Source organism: Novacetimonas hansenii JCM 7643, from assembly GCF_000964405.1.
In the GTDB taxonomy this organism is placed as follows: Bacteria; Pseudomonadota; Alphaproteobacteria; order Acetobacterales; family Acetobacteraceae; genus Novacetimonas; species Novacetimonas hansenii.
Genome location: NZ_BANE01000096.1, coordinates 16,125 through 33,838, shown reverse-complemented (window position 1 = coordinate 33,838; position 17,714 = coordinate 16,125). Strand labels below are relative to the sequence as shown.

Annotated in this window: 19 protein-coding genes; all 19 read left to right on the top strand. The window is 62.9% G+C overall.

Translation table 11 applies throughout. The features are described from left to right. Positions 1-14: 14 nt before the first annotated feature. The 19 genes from B7G66_RS07765 to B7G66_RS07670 all read left to right on the top strand — a co-directional run bounded on the left by B7G66_RS07765 (position 15) and on the right by B7G66_RS07670 (position 17,714). The gene (locus B7G66_RS07765; protein ID WP_048859020.1) at positions 15-1,508 is read left to right on the top strand and encodes a hypothetical protein; all 1,494 of its coding nucleotides are present in this window, start codon (positions 15-17) and stop codon (positions 1,506-1,508) included. A 65-nt stretch (positions 1,509-1,573) separates the two neighbouring features. Beyond that, entirely contained in the window at positions 1,574-1,870 is a 297-nt protein-coding gene (locus tag B7G66_RS07760) for a hypothetical protein (RefSeq protein WP_048859019.1), read from the top strand. Between the two features lie 26 nt (positions 1,871-1,896). Next, positions 1,897-2,112 carry a hypothetical protein gene (locus B7G66_RS07755; RefSeq protein WP_048859018.1) on the top strand — a complete coding sequence of 72 codons (216 nt, stop codon included), beginning with the start codon at positions 1,897-1,899 and terminating at the stop codon, positions 2,110-2,112. Next, positions 2,109-2,924: a hypothetical protein gene (locus B7G66_RS07750; RefSeq protein ID WP_048859017.1), complete on the top strand. Its 816-nt coding sequence runs from the start codon at positions 2,109-2,111 to the stop codon at positions 2,922-2,924. Before B7G66_RS07755 ends, B7G66_RS07750 begins: the two co-directional genes overlap by 4 nt. Continuing rightward, on the top strand, positions 2,924-3,592 hold the full coding sequence (locus tag B7G66_RS07745; protein ID WP_048859016.1) for a hypothetical protein: 669 nt from the start codon (positions 2,924-2,926) through the stop codon (positions 3,590-3,592). Before B7G66_RS07750 ends, B7G66_RS07745 begins: the two co-directional genes overlap by 1 nt. Continuing rightward, entirely contained in the window at positions 3,589-4,440 is an 852-nt protein-coding gene (locus tag B7G66_RS07740; RefSeq protein WP_048859015.1) for a hypothetical protein, read from the top strand. The genes B7G66_RS07745 and B7G66_RS07740 overlap by 4 nt, the downstream gene beginning before the upstream one ends. A gap of 120 nt (positions 4,441-4,560) precedes the next feature. Continuing rightward, the gene (locus tag B7G66_RS07735; protein ID WP_048859014.1) at positions 4,561-5,382 is read left to right on the top strand and encodes a hypothetical protein; all 822 of its coding nucleotides are present in this window, start codon (positions 4,561-4,563) and stop codon (positions 5,380-5,382) included. 14 nt (positions 5,383-5,396) lie between these two features. Continuing rightward, positions 5,397-5,708, top strand: coding sequence for a hypothetical protein (locus tag B7G66_RS17205; protein WP_064478782.1), 312 nt, complete (start codon positions 5,397-5,399; stop codon positions 5,706-5,708). Between the two features lies 1 nt (position 5,709). Next, the gene (locus B7G66_RS07725; RefSeq protein WP_048859012.1) at positions 5,710-7,500 is read left to right on the top strand and encodes a phage tail sheath subtilisin-like domain-containing protein; all 1,791 of its coding nucleotides are present in this window, start codon (positions 5,710-5,712) and stop codon (positions 7,498-7,500) included. An 11-nt stretch (positions 7,501-7,511) separates the two neighbouring features. Beyond that, positions 7,512-7,943 (top strand): hypothetical protein, encoded by a 432-nt coding sequence (locus tag B7G66_RS07720; protein ID WP_048859011.1) that lies wholly within the window; start codon positions 7,512-7,514, stop codon positions 7,941-7,943. Beyond that, the gene (locus B7G66_RS07715) at positions 7,940-8,347 is read left to right on the top strand and encodes a hypothetical protein (protein WP_048859010.1); all 408 of its coding nucleotides are present in this window, start codon (positions 7,940-7,942) and stop codon (positions 8,345-8,347) included. Before B7G66_RS07720 ends, B7G66_RS07715 begins: the two co-directional genes overlap by 4 nt. Continuing rightward, positions 8,253-8,543, top strand: coding sequence for a hypothetical protein (locus B7G66_RS17200; protein WP_141312860.1), 291 nt, complete (start codon positions 8,253-8,255; stop codon positions 8,541-8,543). Before B7G66_RS07715 ends, B7G66_RS17200 begins: the two co-directional genes overlap by 95 nt. A gap of 9 nt (positions 8,544-8,552) precedes the next feature. Next, a complete protein-coding gene (locus B7G66_RS07700) occupies positions 8,553-11,468 on the top strand; it encodes a phage tail tip lysozyme (RefSeq protein WP_048859008.1) in 2,916 nt (971 codons plus the stop codon). After that, on the top strand, positions 11,468-12,925 hold the full coding sequence (locus tag B7G66_RS07695; protein WP_048859007.1) for a hypothetical protein: 1,458 nt from the start codon (positions 11,468-11,470) through the stop codon (positions 12,923-12,925). The genes B7G66_RS07700 and B7G66_RS07695 overlap by 1 nt, the downstream gene beginning before the upstream one ends. Further along, positions 12,922-13,620 carry a hypothetical protein gene (locus B7G66_RS07690; protein WP_048859006.1) on the top strand — a complete coding sequence of 233 codons (699 nt, stop codon included), beginning with the start codon at positions 12,922-12,924 and terminating at the stop codon, positions 13,618-13,620. The genes B7G66_RS07695 and B7G66_RS07690 overlap by 4 nt, the downstream gene beginning before the upstream one ends. Positions 13,621-13,712: 92 nt before the next feature. Then, complete coding sequence (locus B7G66_RS07685; RefSeq protein ID WP_048859005.1) at positions 13,713-14,867, top strand: hypothetical protein; 1,155 nt, start codon at positions 13,713-13,715, stop codon at positions 14,865-14,867. After that, positions 14,864-15,517, top strand: a complete 654-nt coding sequence (locus B7G66_RS07680; RefSeq protein ID WP_048859004.1) for a hypothetical protein — start codon at positions 14,864-14,866, stop codon at positions 15,515-15,517. The genes B7G66_RS07685 and B7G66_RS07680 overlap by 4 nt, the downstream gene beginning before the upstream one ends. Then, positions 15,517-16,632 (top strand): baseplate J/gp47 family protein, encoded by a 1,116-nt coding sequence (locus B7G66_RS07675; protein WP_048859003.1) that lies wholly within the window; start codon positions 15,517-15,519, stop codon positions 16,630-16,632. The genes B7G66_RS07680 and B7G66_RS07675 overlap by 1 nt, the downstream gene beginning before the upstream one ends. Next, on the top strand, positions 16,629-17,714 hold the full coding sequence (locus B7G66_RS07670; protein ID WP_048859002.1) for a hypothetical protein: 1,086 nt from the start codon (positions 16,629-16,631) through the stop codon (positions 17,712-17,714). The genes B7G66_RS07675 and B7G66_RS07670 overlap by 4 nt, the downstream gene beginning before the upstream one ends.

Here is a 17,714-nt window from a genome sequence, read left to right as displayed (position 1 = left end):
AGGAAATACAGACCATGAATTTCAACCCTGCGCTGATCCAGCCGAGTGATGCCCGTTCCGGCATGATGTCGGTGAAAGACCTTGAAGGGCTTCGCAAAGCCCTTGAGGCGGGATACGGCACCGACGTCTCGCAGCTGACCGGGGGTGCCGCGCTGCGTATCCAGTCGCTGGATATGACGATGCAGTCCACCATCCAGTCGAACGAGGATTTCCGCCTGTTCAACATGCTCCTCAAGCAGGGGGCCGGGGCAACCGTTGACGAATGGACCGAACAGGATAGCGTCGGCGGCTTCCTCGGCGGCAGCACCAATTCGGAAATGGGGAACATTCCCAACTCTGTTGGTGATTACAACCGGCGCGTGGGCATGGTCAAATTCCTGATGACCCAGCGTCAGGTGTCGTTCGTGCAGACCCTGCAGAACACGATTTCCGATTCACAGGCCGTTGAGCAGAACAACGGCGCGCTGCAGTTGCTGACCGACGCTGAATACCTGTCGTTCAGCGGTGATTCCGCCGTGGTGCCGACCGAGTTCGACGGCATTGAGGCGCAGATCCGTTATGGCGTAGCGGCGGGGCAGGTCGATCCCGGCAATATCCTTGACTGCCGCGGGCAGCAGCTGGCCAGCGTCAACCTGGTCAACAAGGCAGCAGCGAAGGTGGCCGGGTACGGAAACTTCGGTCGCGCGACCAACCTGTTCTGCTCCTACAACACGCAGGCGGATTTCGACACGAACCTCGACCCGGCCTATCGCGTGCCGCTGACGGGTGTTTCGGATGGTGGCCTGAAGCTGGGTGCGCCCGTCAACGGTATCCGGACCTCGTTCGGCAATATCTCCAACGACCCGGACGTGTTCATCCCTGATTCCGAGATGCAGCAGCCGTTCGAGGTGATCTATCCGGCGATTGCGGCGGCGCAGGCCTCCATCGCACCGTCGGCAGTCACGCCCGTTGCGCTGGCGGACGCGGATGTTTCGTCCCAGTTTACGGCGGCGCAGGCGGGGAACTACTACTATCTGGTGGCGGGCGTGAATGCATCCGGGCAGTCCACCGGCGTCATCTCCGCCCAGGTAGCGATCGCGTCTGGCATGGGGGCGACCCTGACGATCAAGCGCAGCACAGGTGCCCAGGAGACCGGTTATGCGATCTATCGTTCCCGCCAGAACGGTCCGGGCGTGGTTGCCGGGTCCGTGCCGGGGCAGGGCAGCGATTTCCGTCTGGTCTGCCGTATCCCCTGCGCCGGAGCCACGACAGTCTGGACGGACCTGAACCAGGATATCCCGGGCACGTCCAAGGCATTCTTGCTGCCGATGCGGCCCGGAAACAGCGCGGTGGTCTGGCGTCAGCTGCTACCGATGATCAAGTTCCCGCTGTATCCGACCAACCAGGCGGTGATCCCGTGGGCCCAGATGCTGTTCGGATACCTGCGCCTGTCCAAGCGCAAGCAGATCGCGGTGTTCAAGAACATCCTGTCGAACAACGACGTCTGGCGCCCGCACGCCAATAGCTGACGGGGAGGGGGCGGCATCGGTCGCCCCTTTTCCGATTTCCCCACCAGTCCTGAGGAGACGCGCCGATGCCGCGCATTGTAAGCAAGATCCCGCATACCTCGTCGGAGGTGAACGGTGTGAAGTTCAGCCCCGACAAGGGGCAGATGGTTTCCGAGGAGGTCAGCGACGACGTCGCCGCCCATTTCAAGGGGATCAAGGGCTATCGCGTGGTCGAGGACAAGAAGAGCACGCCCGCTGTAAGCAAGGCCGCCGGGAAGACCGACGGCGCAGGAACGGGCGGCGAGGCCGGGACGGACAGTGAAACCGACGCCAGCAAGGACGACCCCGCCGGCGGCAAAGAACCGGCTGCGCCCGCTGCGTAACGCGTATTTAACGAGGAGCCGCCTTCATGACGTCCAACACGTTCAAGCCGACCGCGACCCTGCAGGACGAACTGAACCGCTGCATGCCGATCGCCCGGTCCGTGGGGCTGGGTGACCTGCTGTTTGGTCTGGTGCAGAACCAGAATGCCATCATTGAGCAACTGGCTGCGGCCGGGATCACGGGCATCACGGCCGATACGCTGCCCACGCCGCTGACACTGCCGGGGTTTGATCCTCAGTGAGCGAAAGCACGACGGCAGCGGGCACGACGGGCACCGTCGCGCAGGAGCCCAGCATGTTTGATCGTGCGAAGGCCCTGCCACTGCTGCGACAGAACCGCCTGCTGTCCGTCGCCGCGCGTTATTTTCCGCAGGTTGAAATCAGCGACGACTTCTTGTGGGAGAAGCTTCGGGCGGAGGAATCACTGGCGGAAGCGCGTTTCCGCACCTTCTTCCATCCCAGGCAGATGTTTCCCCAGGGCTACGACCAGACGGCTCTGGCGGCCCTGAACACGGCGGGTTATCCAACGTTGGAGGAGCCGGGATACGATTACGATCCGGGATTTTTCTCGGGTGACGAGTGGGGGTTCCTCCAGCTGCGCCGGACGCACATCGTGACGGTGCAGGAATTGCGGTTCTGCTACCCCAATCCGCAGGCGCCGCTCTACGTCGTTCCGTCGGACTGGATCAGGTATGACCGGAAATATGGCCGGATCAACATCGTCGCCACCCAGACGCCGTCCAGCCTGCCGCTGAACGTATTTGTCATGGGGGCACTGTCGGGCGGCCGCACCATCCCCCTGATGCTGCAGGTCGTTTATCAGGCAGGCCTGACCAACCCGTTCCTGACATGTCCGGAGGTGCCAGATTACGTGCTCAAGCGCGCCGTGCTGTCGTTGATCGAGGACCAGTTCCTGCCCCAGTCCGGATCAGTTTCAATCGACGGGATTTCGCAGAGCCTGTCCGTTCAGGTCGCGGGGCTGGCGCAGTCTCTGGAGGGGCGTGAGAGCGTGATCGAAGGACGGCTGAACGGAATCCGCATGGGGTTTGTGTGATGCTGCCGAATGTCGCGGTATGCAATGCCCTGTTATCCTCCACCGGCGGTCTGGGGCAGAACATTTCGTGGGAACCGTCTGCGCCGTGCCCGTGCATTGGCGGCACGCTGAACGCCCCGCAGCCCAACTGCCCGCAATGTCATGGCATCGGCCATATCTGGTTCGCGGCGCAGGCTGCCTGGTCGGCGATGACCTCCATGAAACTGGTCCGGCAATGGGCGCAGTACGGGGAATGGATGAGTGGCGACATCGTCATGTCTATCCCGTCCGATTCCCCATTTTTTGCAGCAGGAGAGTATGACCGCGTCACCCTCTCGCAGTCGAGCGAGCCATTCGGGCGCACCATTACCGTGGGAGAGAACGACCGCCTGGCGTTCACACCCCTGAGCATTGATCGTGTGTTCTGGCTCTCAGCCGATGGCAGCGAGATCATCACGGGGGGCATTCCCGTGGTGAACGCGGACGGGACGTTGACGTGGCCTGCGGATCTGCCAGTGCCGGCGGCAGGGCAGACCTTCACCATGACCGGTCGCCGGTCGCCGCTGTATTTCCTGTTCCGTGACTTCCCCCAGGATCGCGAGCACGCGTCTGGCTTACAATTGCCGCGCCGCGTCGTGTTGCGCAAATTCGACCTGCTGGGTGCAACGCAGGGGGGGGTGACGCGGTGAGCCGCATCCGGGCCTCTGTCCTGACAGACCTGAACCTGCTGCGTGGTATCGGAGACCTGGGGGGGGAGTTCCCGACTGTCGCGCACGCCGTTTCCGTTCTGGCGGAGCAGGCACAGGACATGTGGAAGTCGTATGCGAACGGTGCCCCGCTGCCGGGCGGCGGCGTGATCCGGTCACGCACCGGGGAATACGCGCGCTCGATCAATATCCGGCGGCTGAACGCATTTTCTGCGGAGGTTTATTCCGATCTGGCCTACGCCAGGGTGATTGAGGAAGGCTGTCCCGAATATGACATGAAGAAGATGCTGGACAGTTCGATCAAGGTCCGCGTCTCAAAGGCCGGCCGCCGGTACCTGATCATTCCTTTCCGGTGGGGAACACCCGGGTCCGTGATGGGCAACAACATGCCCAAGTCGGTCCATGGCTGGTGGAAGGGAAAGCGGGAGCGGTCGCATATCACCCTGCATACCAGCCGTCCGTCGGGCACCGGCATATACGACATGCGGACCCGGCGGCGAGTGACGGTCGATGCCTGGAAATATAAATGGGGTGACCGGCTGACCGGAGACACCCTTGATCAACTCGGCCACGGCGGGACGAAGCTGGGTGCGCGCATGGCGGGCATGGTGAATTTCCGAAAGCCCGGCGGTAACGGGGGCGGCGCGCATTCGAAATACCTGACGTTCCGCGTCATGTCGGAGGGCTCAACCGGCTGGATCCGGCCCGCGCAGCCCGGAAAGTGGCCTGCCAGAACGGTCTCCGAACAGATGGAGCCTGCGATGGAGGAGATTCTGTCGAAGGCGCTGGAAACCGACATCACCAGCCTGGTCGGCGGCGAAGCATCCTGACATGGTGCCCGCTTGGTATTGAGACGGGAAGATTGCATGCATGCATGCAATCCAACCAGCAAGACGACAGCGAGGACTGATTGACTGTTGGCCGCCATGTCGTGACGGCATCATGCGGGCATGAGCATTGTCGCATCTCCCCTGGCCTGTGGTTCTGCCGTGCGCCTGATTGTTTCGCCTCCTATAGGGGCACGGTACTGGCGGTTGCTGCGTGGCACGGTTGCCCCGACCGGCCCTGACGATCAGGCCGCCACGGTGCTGGCGTCGTGCAGCACAGTGACGGACCGGCTGGACTGGCAGGGGCTGACTGACGGGACGCCCTACAGCTACGCCGTCTATTATTGGGACGGGTCAGAGTGGAGCGCGCCGGATACGGCCCAGGCAACGCCTGCGCAGGCCATGGATTTCGATGCAGTCGAGCCCGTTTCCGTTCTGCTGGAGCGATTCCGCAAAGGGGTAGCGGCAGAACTGGCGGCGGCCCGGATGCAGGTTCCCTCCGGGGAAATCAAGGTCGTGTCGTCTCCGCTGATGTCAGACGGCCGCGCCACGTGGCCGATGGTGGTCGTCCACCTCAACAGCAGCACGCCGTTTGCCCAGTTCGTGGGTGACGAGGTGCGCCCTCCGACCGACAACGGCGACGGGACTGTGTCGGTCTGGAAGGGCGAGATCTACGATTACAACGTCACGGTCTCCGGATGGTCTCCCAACGAGGTCGAGAGGCTGTCATTGCGCAAGATGATCTGGCGCATCTTCGAGGCCAATCGCCTGCTGCTCGCTGATCTGGGGTTCATGAACGCCACGCTGTCGCAGCGGGATTCCGAGGACCTTGAGCAGAAGAACTGCCCCCTGTTCATTTCGGAAGGGGTCATCTCCTTCCAGATGATGCACTGGACAGCCGAGATCGTGCCGAAACTCCAGTCAATTACCGTGAAATATGCCTGACCGGGAAACACACGATGACCGATGAGTCCACCCAATCCGCCACTGCCGCATCGAGTGCAACGGCGAATGCCAAACCGGCAGCATCCTCTGCTTCCGGCACGGGGGGCGCAGCCGCCCAATCTACTGCGGTCCCTGCGGCGCGCGCGGGCGCATCCCCGGCGCAGCCCCGCATGTCGGCCGCCATGTACTGCGCGCGGCTTGCACGAACGCGCGGGCAGGAGATCGCGGGGCTTTTCCGCTCCTATTGCGCGAAAAACAACCTGCATTTTGCAACGGTGGCGGATTTTGACGCGCGTGTCGCGGACGTCCTGAAGACGGAGGCCTGATATGGCGGACAGCACCCTGATCAACGGATCGGCGACATACACGCCGGGCGTTTTCTCCTCCACCTCCGACACGGCGATGAACCCGGTTTCGGCCGGGACAGGCAATATCCTATGCGTGATGGGGATTTCCACTGGTGGAAAGCCGAACACGCTGCTCGGGCCGTTCGCGACGCCGGCGGCGGCAGCGGACGTCCTTGTGGGCGGAGAACTGCTGACGGCGGTCCAGAAATGTTTTTCCGTCTCCGACCAGGTGGACGCGCCCTCGACCATCTATGCGGTCAACGTGGGATCGGCTCCTGCCGGGACGCTGACCCTGAAGGACACCGCCGGGAACGACGCGATCAATCTGGTCACGGACCAGTATGGGACGGTCGCCAATACCGCTCAGATCGCGGTTTATGCCGGGACCGTGCAGGGCAGCGAGATCAGCGTGGGCTATGCCGGGCAGCAGGCCATCACGCAGGACAATATTGCCCGGGGTGCGTTTGGGGTCGCCTACACGGGGGCGGGAACGGGTGCTACGATCACCGTGGCGTCCGAAAGCGTGACGCTCGCCGTCGGCACCACTACCACCGTACTGGACCTGAACCAGTATCAGTCCATCGCGCAGTTGGTGGATGCCATCAACACCGTCTCCGGGTTTGAGGCGACGATCGTCGCGACAGCGGTCAACCAGACGGCGCTCAACTCTCTCGATCCTGTCACGGCGGAGGCGCTGACATCCACGCCATACGCTGTCACGGCCAACCTGCAGGCACAGATCGATTTCCTCAACAGCACCGCAGGCGGCGGTATTTTCACCGCGACGCGCGCGACCACGGCCACAGGACCTGCGGCCCCCGCCGGATGGCAGTCGCCCGCGCCGGTCACGGTGCCTGCGCCACTGGTGACGGACTGGACGAATGCCCTGACGATGCTGCAGTCCTCGGACGTGAACTGGCTGGCGATCCTGTCGCCGAACCCGGCGGTATGGGCCGCCGTGGATGCGCATGTGCAGTACATGTCCAAGACCGCACAGCGGGAGCGGCGGGCGTGGGTCGGGCCGGATGTGGGGATGTCCCTGTCGGATGCGGCGGCACTCGGCGTGCAGCTCAACAGCGATCGCGTGTCCATCGCATGGCCCGGTTTCTACGGCTACGACGCGAACGGCAACGAGACGCTCTATCCGCCCTATATGACCGCGGCGCTGATCGCATCGGGATTTGCCGGCCTTTCGCCGGGACAGACTATGACGAACGTCGCGCTGGACGTCATCGGGCCGGAGGTCGCGGTGAACATCCCGACGGATACCGACGTGCTGATCCCGGCCGGGATCACGCCCATTGCGCAGGGACGCAGCGGCACGACGATTGTGGTGCGGGCGATTACCTCCTGGTTGAACGACAATTATTACGACCGGGTCGAGGTCAGCACCGGGGCTGCGGCCGATTTCACCAACCAGCAGGTCAGGAGCGCCGTGGAGGCGCGCCTGGGGTCGGATGCCGCGCAGGGAACGGGCGTTTCTCCTGTCACGATGAACGGCTGCCTGTCCGATGCCGAAACGGCCCTGAACTATTGCGCGACGCCGCGTCCGCTTGGTCCCGGGGTGATCGTCGGCGATTCCAGTTCCCCGGCATGGGATGCCCTTACTGCGGTTGCCAGTGGCGACACCATTGAGATCACGTTCAATTCGCAGCCGGTTATCCCGCTGAATTTCATCAAAACCAACAATGCCCTGCGCCCCTACACGGGCACGGTAACCGTCAACGTCTCGTCCACCGGTAGCGCCTCCGGCGGCACGACCAGCAGCTGAGGGAGCGCGTCATGATCACCACACGGACGAACGTCCATACCCAGTCGGGGAACCGCATCATCATCGAGATGGGCGGCGCGCGGGTCGGGCTGATCCAGAGCTGCTCCCCCAGCGACGATTACGGTCTGGAACCTGCGACAGGGGTGGGTGACATCCATGTGTCGGAGTGGGTGCCCACGCTTGCGCGGCATACCCTGTCCGTTCGCCGGATGATGCTGATCACTCAGTCGCTGCGCAATCTCGGGATTGCCACCATCAACGGCGATAACGCGCTTCAGGGTCTGGTGTTCGACATCCTTTTCTTCAGCCGCGACAGTGGCGAGGTCATGCGGAAATACGTCAGCTGCTCGTGGGGGCGTGGCGCGGTTGATGTCAGCGCCAACCGGATCACGATGGAGGAGGGGACGCTCTACGCCCTTGATGCAGCGGGGGTTGACCTGTGAACAAAACGCTGTCGGTGCCGGTCGAGGGGATCGGTGATTTCGTATTCCGCCATCGCACGATGCGCGACGATATCCGCATCCAGGCGGAGATCGGGCGACTGCTGGGAGGTGATGCGGGTGAAGTGGGGGAGGTCGCGGTGGTGCGCGCGGAATCCTTCGCCACGATTTCCATTCTTCTGCAGGAGGGGCCGCCGGGGTGGAATGCGGAGGCCCTGGACCCGCTGGATCGGGACGCATCGAAGGACATCCTGAAGGTATGGGGAGCCCTCCGCAATGCGGAGGACGAATTTCGTGGCGTCACTGCCACGAATGGCGCGGGAACGGGCGCTGGAGCGGTGCGATCAGATCCGGTTCCGGTGGCGGCGCCAGTACAACCTGCCCCCGACGGACCCGCGATACCTTGAAATGACGGTGGGCGAGATGCTGGAGGACCTTCTGTGCCACCAGTTCCTCGACCACCCCGAAACCCGGGCCACGATGATCACCGACGACTTTGATGAGGAACTGGCGCGTCTGGAAGCAGAGGCTGCCAGGGACCCGGCGTCCCCTGCTGATGGAGGGACGGATATCCCTGATGATTTCATCGACCCGGTGGTGTGAGGAAGTAGCGTGAGCGTCAAGATCCCCATTGAGGCGGACGTCCAGCAGTCCGTCCGTGAAATCGACCAGATCGCGGCCGCCCTGAGCCGGGCCGGGCAGCAGGCGCAGAAGCTGTCCGATGTCGATTTCAGCCACCCGGAACTGAAGGAGTTGCAGGCGGACCTCACCCGGATCCAGAAGCAGTGGGAAGATGTCCTGCGCCTGAAACAGGGGCAGACCAGCCAGCGGGTCCAGCAGGGCGTCGCGGAGGGCGCGTTCACGGGACCGCTCGACTTTCCTGCCGGCGCAGCCCGGCAGGTGCCCGATCCCGCGCAGCAGCGGGCCTATATCGACAATGTGCTGGGGCGTGTTCTGGAGGGAACGCGTTTTGATCCCGACCTGACCCCTGTTCCCCGTCGCGCGCCAACCGGCGGAAGTGGTCCTGCCGAGACGTCCGAGGAAAAGGAAAACGACCGGGAGGAGGGAGAGGCCGAAAACCGTGTCCGGTCTGGATCCGGGCCAGCGCCCGAACCGACCGTCATCAATGCTGGCGGCGCTGGCGGGGCGGGCGGCGCAGCAGGGGGAGCATCAAGAGGCGCGGGAGGGGCCGGAGGCGGGGTCGATCCCAAACTCGCTGCCCTGTCCCGTTTCCGGGGCGGCCCCGTTGTCGGCGCGATGCTGGGGGCGGCGGGCATTGGCGGCGGCCTGCGGTCCATCACGTCGCATGTCCAGCAGGCCGAGCGCGAACAGGTCATGAATGACAGCCTGATGCGGCGCATGGGAGACACCAGCACCGGGTTCGCGGAACTGTTGCATAACGTGCGCAACGTGTCGTCGTCGCTGCATGTCCTGCAGACGGAGGGGCAGTCCCTGACCGAGGAGTGGGTCAGGATTGCGAACGAAAGCCGGTCCGGTGCGGCGTTGGCCAATGTCGAGATGGCGGGGAATGTCGCCCGCGGGTATGGCGTTGCCCCCTCCACCATGGTGCAGGGTTTCGCCCGGGCAAGCTTCGCGGGGGAGGACCCGCGCAGGTTCGCGCTGATGCTGGCGGACGCGGTCCAGGACGGCCACATGAACGGCCAGATGGAAAACGTCATGCAGTCCATGCTGCGCTGGTCGGAGAACGCGAACCGGCAGGGGCAGGAACGTGGACTGGGTGATTTCGCACATCTGATGACCGCCATGAACGCCAGCGGCGATCCGGCGGTGCGTGGTGAGAACGGGGAGAACCTGATCAACACAGCGAATGCCGCCATTTCCCACGGCGGCGGGGCAGGGATGGCGGGGCAGGTGATGTCGCTGATGTCGATGTCGCGGCACGGATCGCGCAGTGTCTACCAGTCCCAGTATCTTTTGTCGCAGGGCATGTTCGCGCGCGCGCCGGATGGCTCCATGGTGCTCGACGACATCATGGGCACGATCAGCCAGATGTATCGTGGACGCCCCGATGAGGACAGGTTCGTCGGTGGGGGCAATTACATGGGCATGAGCCCCGCACATTACCAGCAATTCGAACGGTACTGGAGGAGTGCCCAGACATCTCAGGCTGCGAACGGGGGCGTGGACGGATATCTTCGTAAAATCGGCGTTGACGCAAGTACGCTCAATATGAGCGGCCTGAACGATATCATGCAGACCATGGACAGCCACGCGGACCTTGGGGCGATCCGTCAGCGGCTGATGGCCCGTACAGACCTGAGCACGGCAGACCGCACCGCCCTCAGGGATGCCGGGACGAATAACCCTGAAGCCTTGCGTGCTGCGGAGGTGCGTGCGTTTGCCAACTCCGGTCTGGAAAATACCATGGGGCGTCGTGTCGCGGATTCCGGTGCTGATGCTTCCAATGTCCTGACCAATGCGGCGAGTACACTGGTGGGGCCGATTACCCAGTTGCGTGAGGAAATCGGCAAACTGCAGGGACCCGTGCAGACGATTGCCGAGCATCTGGGAGACGGAACAACTGGCGAAAGTCTTACGTCCGTGGCGGGCTGGATGACGGCGGGCGCCGCCGGGATCCTTGGGCCTGGGATTGCAAGAAAAGTCCTGACGTCTGGTTTCCGGGGCATGTTCGGTGCGGCCCGCGCTGCTGGTGCCGGAGCCAAAGCCGTCGAGGGTGGCGCGGCCGCTGCAGGCGCCGCAGTGGGGGCTGGCGCTGCGGTGACGGCGGGGGTTGGGTTGGGGGCCGTTGTTCCAGGCGTGGTGGGGGGATACCAGAGTTATCGGCAGCAACAGAATATCCAGGCATTTCGGAACAACCCGGAGCAAATTGCTAAGGCACGTCAGATGATGACGTATTTCGAGCGGCGGGATCATTTGACCCATGCTGGGGCATCTGTGCTCGTCGGAGGACTGATGCAGGAATCTGGTCTGCAGGCAAACCGTGCGGAGGTCGGTGGCTCTGGATATGGATTGGGCCAGTGGACAGACCCCAGCCGTGTGCGTGCGTTTGCAGTTGCCGAGGGCGTAGACCTGCGCCATTCTACTGAGGAGCAGCAGTTAGATTTTATCCACCGCGAACTGAATACGAAATATCGAGCCCAGTTAAATCAACTGCAATCCTTGGGGCCTTACGCAGACATAGGGGCTGCCTCACGTTCGTTTGGTCATGGATATGAAGGATACGGCATTGAAGGCGCGCGCGGAGGGTACGCAGACGTCCTGAACAACCTGCCGCGGGATCTGCGTCCTGCGGATCCGGCGATGCCAAAGGCGATGCGCTCCTCAGGGCAGCCCGGGCAGGGGAGTGTTGGTGGTGGCAGATCGGGCGATACCACCCACCACGTCAGGGGATCTGTTACTCTGCTATATCCCAACGGGGCTACGCAGGATGTGCCGCTCAACATGTTCTCCCTCGCGAGCGGTCCTCCAGTCTCCCCTACGCCCGCAGGGATGCCGTCGCACGAGGCCAGTGCGTACGGACAGCCCCGGCGGCAGGGGGTCTACTGATGGTGGACCTGCACGCGTTCAGCGTTTCGGTCATGCTCTACAAGGTGACGGCGGGGGGAACGCCAGGGCGTGTCATTCAGGCATACGACCTGACGCCATACCTGGGGGACGGCGGGAGCGTGCGCATGGCGACCTCCGTGCGTAGCCTGGTGGGAAACGTGTTTTCCGTATCGTTCTCCGATCGTATCCCTCCCGATCTGGCGGATTCCATCTATGCCTATGTGGCGCCCATGGACCTGATCGAGATCCGTGCCAGCCGGAAGCCATGGAAATATCAGGGCCAGAAGCTGCCTCTGCTGATGCGCGGGTTCGTGCGCCGCGTGCGCCGGCCCCGCGCCATGCAGGGGGAGGGGGCGCCCATGCAGACGGTGGTGATTGAGGGGAAGGATTGCGGGCGGCTGCTGGAAACCAACCAGATCCTCTATCCGCTCCTCAATACCAAGGGGGAGCAGTATCTGGATCAGTTTCCCCTGCAGGCGCAGTTCGGCATTTCCCCGGTGATCGAAGGGGTGGGCGATTTCGTGCGTGAGGTCGTGACGAAGATCATCAATCCCAAGATCAACCAGATGGCCGCGTTTTCAACTGGCGCGATCAAGCCCTTCCTGACCTCCGACATTACCGTCGCGGAGGGGTCGTTCAGCCCGTTCAACACCATGACCTTCCAGGGATCGGTTGCGGACCTGCTGGCCGCCGCGCGCGACGCGCCGTGGAATGAAATGTTCGTCCGTACGACGGAGGCGGGGCCGTCACTGGTGTTCAGGCCGGTACCTTTCCGGGATCTGAACGGGAAACTGATCATGGACGGCGCGGCAGACCCGGGCCTGGTCAGCATTTCGGACCGCACGGTGAGCAGTTGCGAGGTAGGGCGCAGCGACGACGGGGCGGCCAACTATTTCTGGGTTCCTCCCGGGGCCGCCTCCCTCGATGGGCAGTTTGCTGCCACGATCGCCTATATCGACAGCCAGTCCGACATGTCCTACGCCAACAACCGCCCGGAAATACTCGGGCTGCGCCTGATGAGCACGTCGAGTTATCTCTTGCCAACCGGGTTTGCGTGTGCGCCGTCGATGATGCCAGCGGACCTGCAGCAGCAGGCACCGCAGTTGATTGACGACTGGATCACGAAACGGGCGACCGATCTCAAGATGCTGAACCGCGACAATGTGGTGTTTGAAAGCGGCTCGCTGACATGCATGGGGCGCGAGGATCTGGCCTGTGGGCAGGAACTAGAGGTCGCATTCGGGGCGACCACGCTGCGTGGCTACATGCCGGCGGTGGAGCATACGATCATGCCAACGGCATCGTGGACGTGTTCCGTCCAGCTGGAGCGCGGGATGAGTTATGTTGACCGGGCGACGATGGCCGGTGTGCGCCCCGGTTGGGCGGAGGGGCGGCCGGGTGTTTACGCGCCACGACGCGGGCGCGTCAGTGTGCGTGAAACGGGAGGAACGCCGTGATCCGGTTCGGGCAGGTTGTTGCCGTCTACCCTGAAATCGGCCGGGTTGACCTGGTTGATCTGGATTCCGGGATACCTGTGGGCAATGCCATCGTGCTGTCGGCCGACGGGTCAACCGACGGGGGGTCATGGTCGATCCCTGACGTTCCGCGGCCGCCAGCCGGCAGGGTTGGCGGTATCAACCCAGACGGTCGCACCATGATCGCAGCGTACGAATTCGGGGCGGGGGCGCGGGCGGTCGTGCATGGGTTTGCACGGTTTGCAGGCAGCCAGATTGTTTTCAAACAGCAGGACCGTACCATCACGCGCCATGCCGCAAGCGGGGCCTACACCACCATCGCGCCCGACGGGTCGATCGAGGCATGGCATCCATCGGGTACGTACTTCAGGATCGGAACGGGAGGGCACGAGGACCTCACGGCTCTATGCGCTGCGAAATGGGTCACCCCGGCTGAAGCCCCGGAGCCAACTGTTACGCTGGCGACGCCGAATTTCTCGTTTGTCGTAGCGCCGGGCGGAAACGTCACCACCAAATATACGTCGTGGAAAATGACCGGACCGGTCGAGCTAGACGGCCCTCTGACGGTGAAAGACAGCATTACGGCCAGCGGAGACGTCACGGCGAATGGCGTCAGTCTGGACGACCATACGCACACCGAGAGCACAGGCGGGACAACCAGCAAGCCAACGGGATAGATTGCATGCGAAATTGCATGCTTGCATGCAAATATGCCTTCGAGCAGGACATCGATCTTTCTGGATGACTGTCGTGACGGCAGCATTGAGGGATGGCAGCACCTCCGTCACAGAGATATCGGCAGATTTCATTCCTGCTGACAGGCGGATCGGGCGCGGACGTGCAATTCACGTTTGCCCTGCGGCCGGAGGAACTGAGCGTTACCGACCCCACGCGCCTGACCACCAACCAGACCCTTGGCGGCGCGTGGACTGACGTGTTCGGCCGTGGCATCCGCACCATCACGCTGACAGGGAATAACGGCTGGCGGGGCGGCCTGCTGCAAAGTGGGGAGGACATGTTCCTGTCCCTACGGCAGGCCGTATATGACGGCTGGCACCAACGGCGTCGCCTGCTGCTGGCATCCGGTCAGGATCCATCCGCGGTAGAACTGATTTTTACGGACAATCTCGACGGTATCCACGACGTGGTGGTGCCGCGCACGTTCTCGCTGCACAGGAGCCGCTCGCGCCCCCTGCTGATGCAGTACAGCATCCAGTTGGACGTGCTGCGCGACGCGACCACCGCGCTGTCGCTGTCGGACGAGATCACGGATGCCCTGTCCAATCCCCTGCGCTGGCTGCTGGCTCAGACAGGACTGGGCAACGTCGTGACGATGTTGGGGCAGTTCCAGGACTATCTGACGCAGGGCCTGAACATACTGGGGGCAGCGCGCGGCGTGCTCGCGCAGTTGGTGGATACCGCCATCCAGTTGTTTCAGGGTGTGGCGGATATCGCGGGCGAGACGGAGGGCATTTTCACAGGGCAGAATTCCCTGTTGCTGGAATTCTCGACGCAATATGCGCTTGCAGCGACCAGCGGTCTTGAAGCGCTCGGTGCCGACAGCACGCTGCCGATGGATGACCGGATCGCGCTGATGCAGGCGGCGTCCACGTTTGCGGACGGTGCATGCACGATGGCCAACGGGTTCAACGTCAATCAGACCATTCCGCTGATCACGCCCCTGTTCGGAGCATCGATGTGTTCCTCCACCGGCGGAGGGGACGCTGCAAGCCAGTTCATGCTGGACAACACGTCGCCATTTGAATCGATGCTTGACCCGGGCACCTCAATCTTGACCGTCTCATCAGGGGCCCAGGCGGCTATCTCAGGGCTGCGCCTCGACCCGCTTCTCCTGATCGGCCATTCCGATGACGTGATCTCCAATTTTGATGCAATGGGCAACGGTGTGCAGGTGGCAGCATGACGACAGACACCTCTACGCCACAGTGGACGGGTCCGCTCAGTGGCACGCGCAAGGCCCGGACCCTGATTGGCGATACGCCCGAACGCATCGCCCTGCGTGAAACCGGGGATGCCGCAAACTGGTACACGCTGATCTGGCTCAATGGCCTCCGCGCGCCCTATATCACCGACAACCCGGCGCACAGGTCCGACACCGTCCTTCTGGCAGGGCAGGATGAGATCGTGGTTCCGGCCACGGGTACGACGCCAACCGGCGTGGCGGACAGCAGTGACCTGTTCGGAACCGATATTGCCCTGACCGGTGGCGTCGTTACCACTGGGGAGAACGGAGATCTGGCGACCGTGTCAGGGGTCAGTAACCTGGTGCAGGCAGTTGACAACCGCATGGCCAGCCAGCCGGGTGATCTCGTCTACGAGCCGTCCTACGGGAACGGGGTCTACGCGCTGCTCGGACGGTCAACCGATCCCATCAATGCCGACCTGGCAGGTGTGTTTGTCGGACGCTGCATCTCGGCCGATCCCCGCATTGATTCGATCACGTCGATCACGGTCGGGGTGAACGGAGGCAGTCTGGACGTGGATGGGCAATACATGACGATCGGAGGCAAGTCGGTTCCGGTCGGCGGCGTACTGACCGGAGGGGGGAACTGATGGCATTCCAGATCAAATCGCGGCTTTCGATCCTCGCCTCCATGATCAACCGCGCCCGCATGGTATGCTCGCTGACAGATTATAACGTCGGCGGCGTCATGCGGACGTTTCTGGATGCCGTCGCGCAGGAGATTGATCGCCTCTATCAGGATCTGGTCCTGGCCCTGAAGGATGCCATCCAGACCTCGACCTATACGACCTTTGATTTTCCCGCCCTTGCGGCCGTGGCGGCGTCCGGTACATTGACCGTGACGATCAGCGTGCAGTCCAGCGATACGGTAATCCCGGCCGGGAGCGTCTTCACGCCGGCGGAGGGGACGTTGACCTATGCCAGCGTGGCGGCCGTGACGATTCCGGCCGGCCTGACCACGGGGATCGTCCAGGTCGCGTGCACCACGACGGGGACCGCCGGGAATGTGGCGGCAGGCACGACATTTTCCATGGGGGCACCGGTCGCGGGGTTCGTGTCTGCGGTCAACGGCACCCTTTTCTCCAATGGCGCGCCGGCAGAGACGGCGCAGGCGCGACAGGCGCGGTTCGCGCGTTTCATCCTTGGGTTGGCCCGCAGCACGACGGCGGGCGTGACAACGGGACTGTCCACCGTCCAGTTGACGGATTCAAACGGGAATGTCACGGAGGCAGCCAAATTCCAGTACGTGTATGAGCCGTATCTGACCGATCCGACGCAGCCGACCGCGAAGATCTACGGGTATATCCACAATGGCGTCGGGAGCACATCAACGGCGCTGGTGGCAGAGGCGCAATCGACGATAGACGGCTATTACGAGACTGATGGCACACCCGTACCGGGCTACGTGGCGGCGGGCGTAACGTTTATCGCCCAGGCTGCGCCAGAGATGCTCGTCGCCGTAGCCGGGAGCATTACCGCTGAAACCGGATATACGGTCGCGGATCTGGACGCATTGGTGCAGGCCGCACATCAGGCATACATTCTGGCGTTGCCGCTAGGAGCCACGGTTGAAGTCGCAAAACTCGATGCGCTGGCCATGGGAATAGATGGCGTCCAGAATTTCGTGCGTACCGCGCCGGCGGCGGATGTCGTGGCAACTACGGCGTGGACAAAGCCGATGCCCGGCACGGGCACCTATACATGAGCATCCTGAAACGACTGCTCGGTCGTCTGACCCGGGCATATGACGTTTCCCCACGCGGGCGGCAGGCCCTGTCATTTGGCGCCATGCTGGATTTTGGCTGGGAACTGGCGGATGATGCGCTGGTGCTGTCTCCCTCCGGCCGTGGAACCGTGACGATCACATTGACCGATCTGACGGTAATGGGCCTTGCCATGGCGATCAGCGCGGTGCCCGGTTTTTTTGTCCTGAATGACATCGGGGCAAATGTTTCCGCCATGAGCGCGCTGCGTTGCATTGTCGGAACCGGCAGCGTGACGGGCAGCGCCGGATACCGGTTTTCGGATACCGCATATCCTGGAGGAAATGACTGCCTCGGTGGGGCGCTCTGGGTTGACGCCTCGTACCCCCTCCAGACACTGACAGTGTTCACCAGCGACAACTGGGGACTGCTGGACGGCCCGAGGGCGGAACTGCAGGCTGCTCGCGATCTGATCAGGATTGCTCCGAACCAGATGGCCATTCCGTCAGCCGAGGACGATTGGCTGAATTATCTGGGTGCGATCTACGGGAATATTGCGCGCAACACTGATGAGCCAGACGTGACCTACGGGGCGCGCATCATTTCCACCATTTTACGCCCGGCGTGCAACAACAAGGCGCTTGAACTGGCGATAGAGGCTTACTCCGGGCAGTCGGCGCGTGTCACCAATTCTGCCCAGGCACCGGCGACGTCCGTGGTTTATGGCGGGACTTTCCGTTTCGACGGAAGCCAGACGTACGATAATCCGGCAACAACGCCGATTTATGGATTGTTCGATATTGCTGCCAATTACGATACGGCCGCATCCGGCGTGTCCCCTACTGATTTCCGGGCGGCCATCATCTGGATTGCGAACAGCCTGAGGGCAGCGGGGACGTACCTGCGGAACACGGTTATCGACAATGCAGATCCGGCCCTGACCGATGCCGACCCGGTCACGTCGGACAGTGCATTCGCACTGACGGAGGCATGGAACACGACCTATGACGGCGTGCGCAAATACGACGGTAGCGCGGCGTTCCGGGGAGAAGCGGTCGTCAGCGATCTGGAGGATGGAAACTGA

Bases quoted from the DNA above. Each gene is read 5' to 3' on its own strand.
- B7G66_RS07745 (WP_048859016.1), top strand. From the start codon at position 2,924: ATGCTGCCGAATGTCGCGGTATGCAATGCCCTGTTATCCTCCACCGGC.
- B7G66_RS07765 (WP_048859020.1), top strand. From the start codon at position 15: ATGAATTTCAACCCTGCGCTGATCCAGCCGAGTGATGCCCGTTCCGGC.
- B7G66_RS07760 (WP_048859019.1), top strand. From the start codon at position 1,574: ATGCCGCGCATTGTAAGCAAGATCCCGCATACCTCGTCGGAGGTGAAC.
- B7G66_RS17200 (WP_141312860.1), top strand. From the start codon at position 8,253: ATGGCGCGGGAACGGGCGCTGGAGCGGTGCGATCAGATCCGGTTCCGG.
- B7G66_RS07685 (WP_048859005.1), top strand. From the start codon at position 13,713: ATGGCAGCACCTCCGTCACAGAGATATCGGCAGATTTCATTCCTGCTG.
- B7G66_RS07680 (WP_048859004.1), top strand. From the start codon at position 14,864: ATGACGACAGACACCTCTACGCCACAGTGGACGGGTCCGCTCAGTGGC.
- B7G66_RS07695 (WP_048859007.1), top strand. From the start codon at position 11,468: ATGGTGGACCTGCACGCGTTCAGCGTTTCGGTCATGCTCTACAAGGTG.
- B7G66_RS07670 (WP_048859002.1), top strand. From the start codon at position 16,629: ATGAGCATCCTGAAACGACTGCTCGGTCGTCTGACCCGGGCATATGAC.
- B7G66_RS07720 (WP_048859011.1), top strand. From the start codon at position 7,512: ATGATCACCACACGGACGAACGTCCATACCCAGTCGGGGAACCGCATC.
- B7G66_RS07725 (WP_048859012.1), top strand. From the start codon at position 5,710: ATGGCGGACAGCACCCTGATCAACGGATCGGCGACATACACGCCGGGC.
- B7G66_RS17205 (WP_064478782.1), top strand. From the start codon at position 5,397: ATGACCGATGAGTCCACCCAATCCGCCACTGCCGCATCGAGTGCAACG.
- B7G66_RS07735 (WP_048859014.1), top strand. From the start codon at position 4,561: ATGAGCATTGTCGCATCTCCCCTGGCCTGTGGTTCTGCCGTGCGCCTG.
- B7G66_RS07675 (WP_048859003.1), top strand. From the start codon at position 15,517: ATGGCATTCCAGATCAAATCGCGGCTTTCGATCCTCGCCTCCATGATC.
- B7G66_RS07755 (WP_048859018.1), top strand. From the start codon at position 1,897: ATGACGTCCAACACGTTCAAGCCGACCGCGACCCTGCAGGACGAACTG.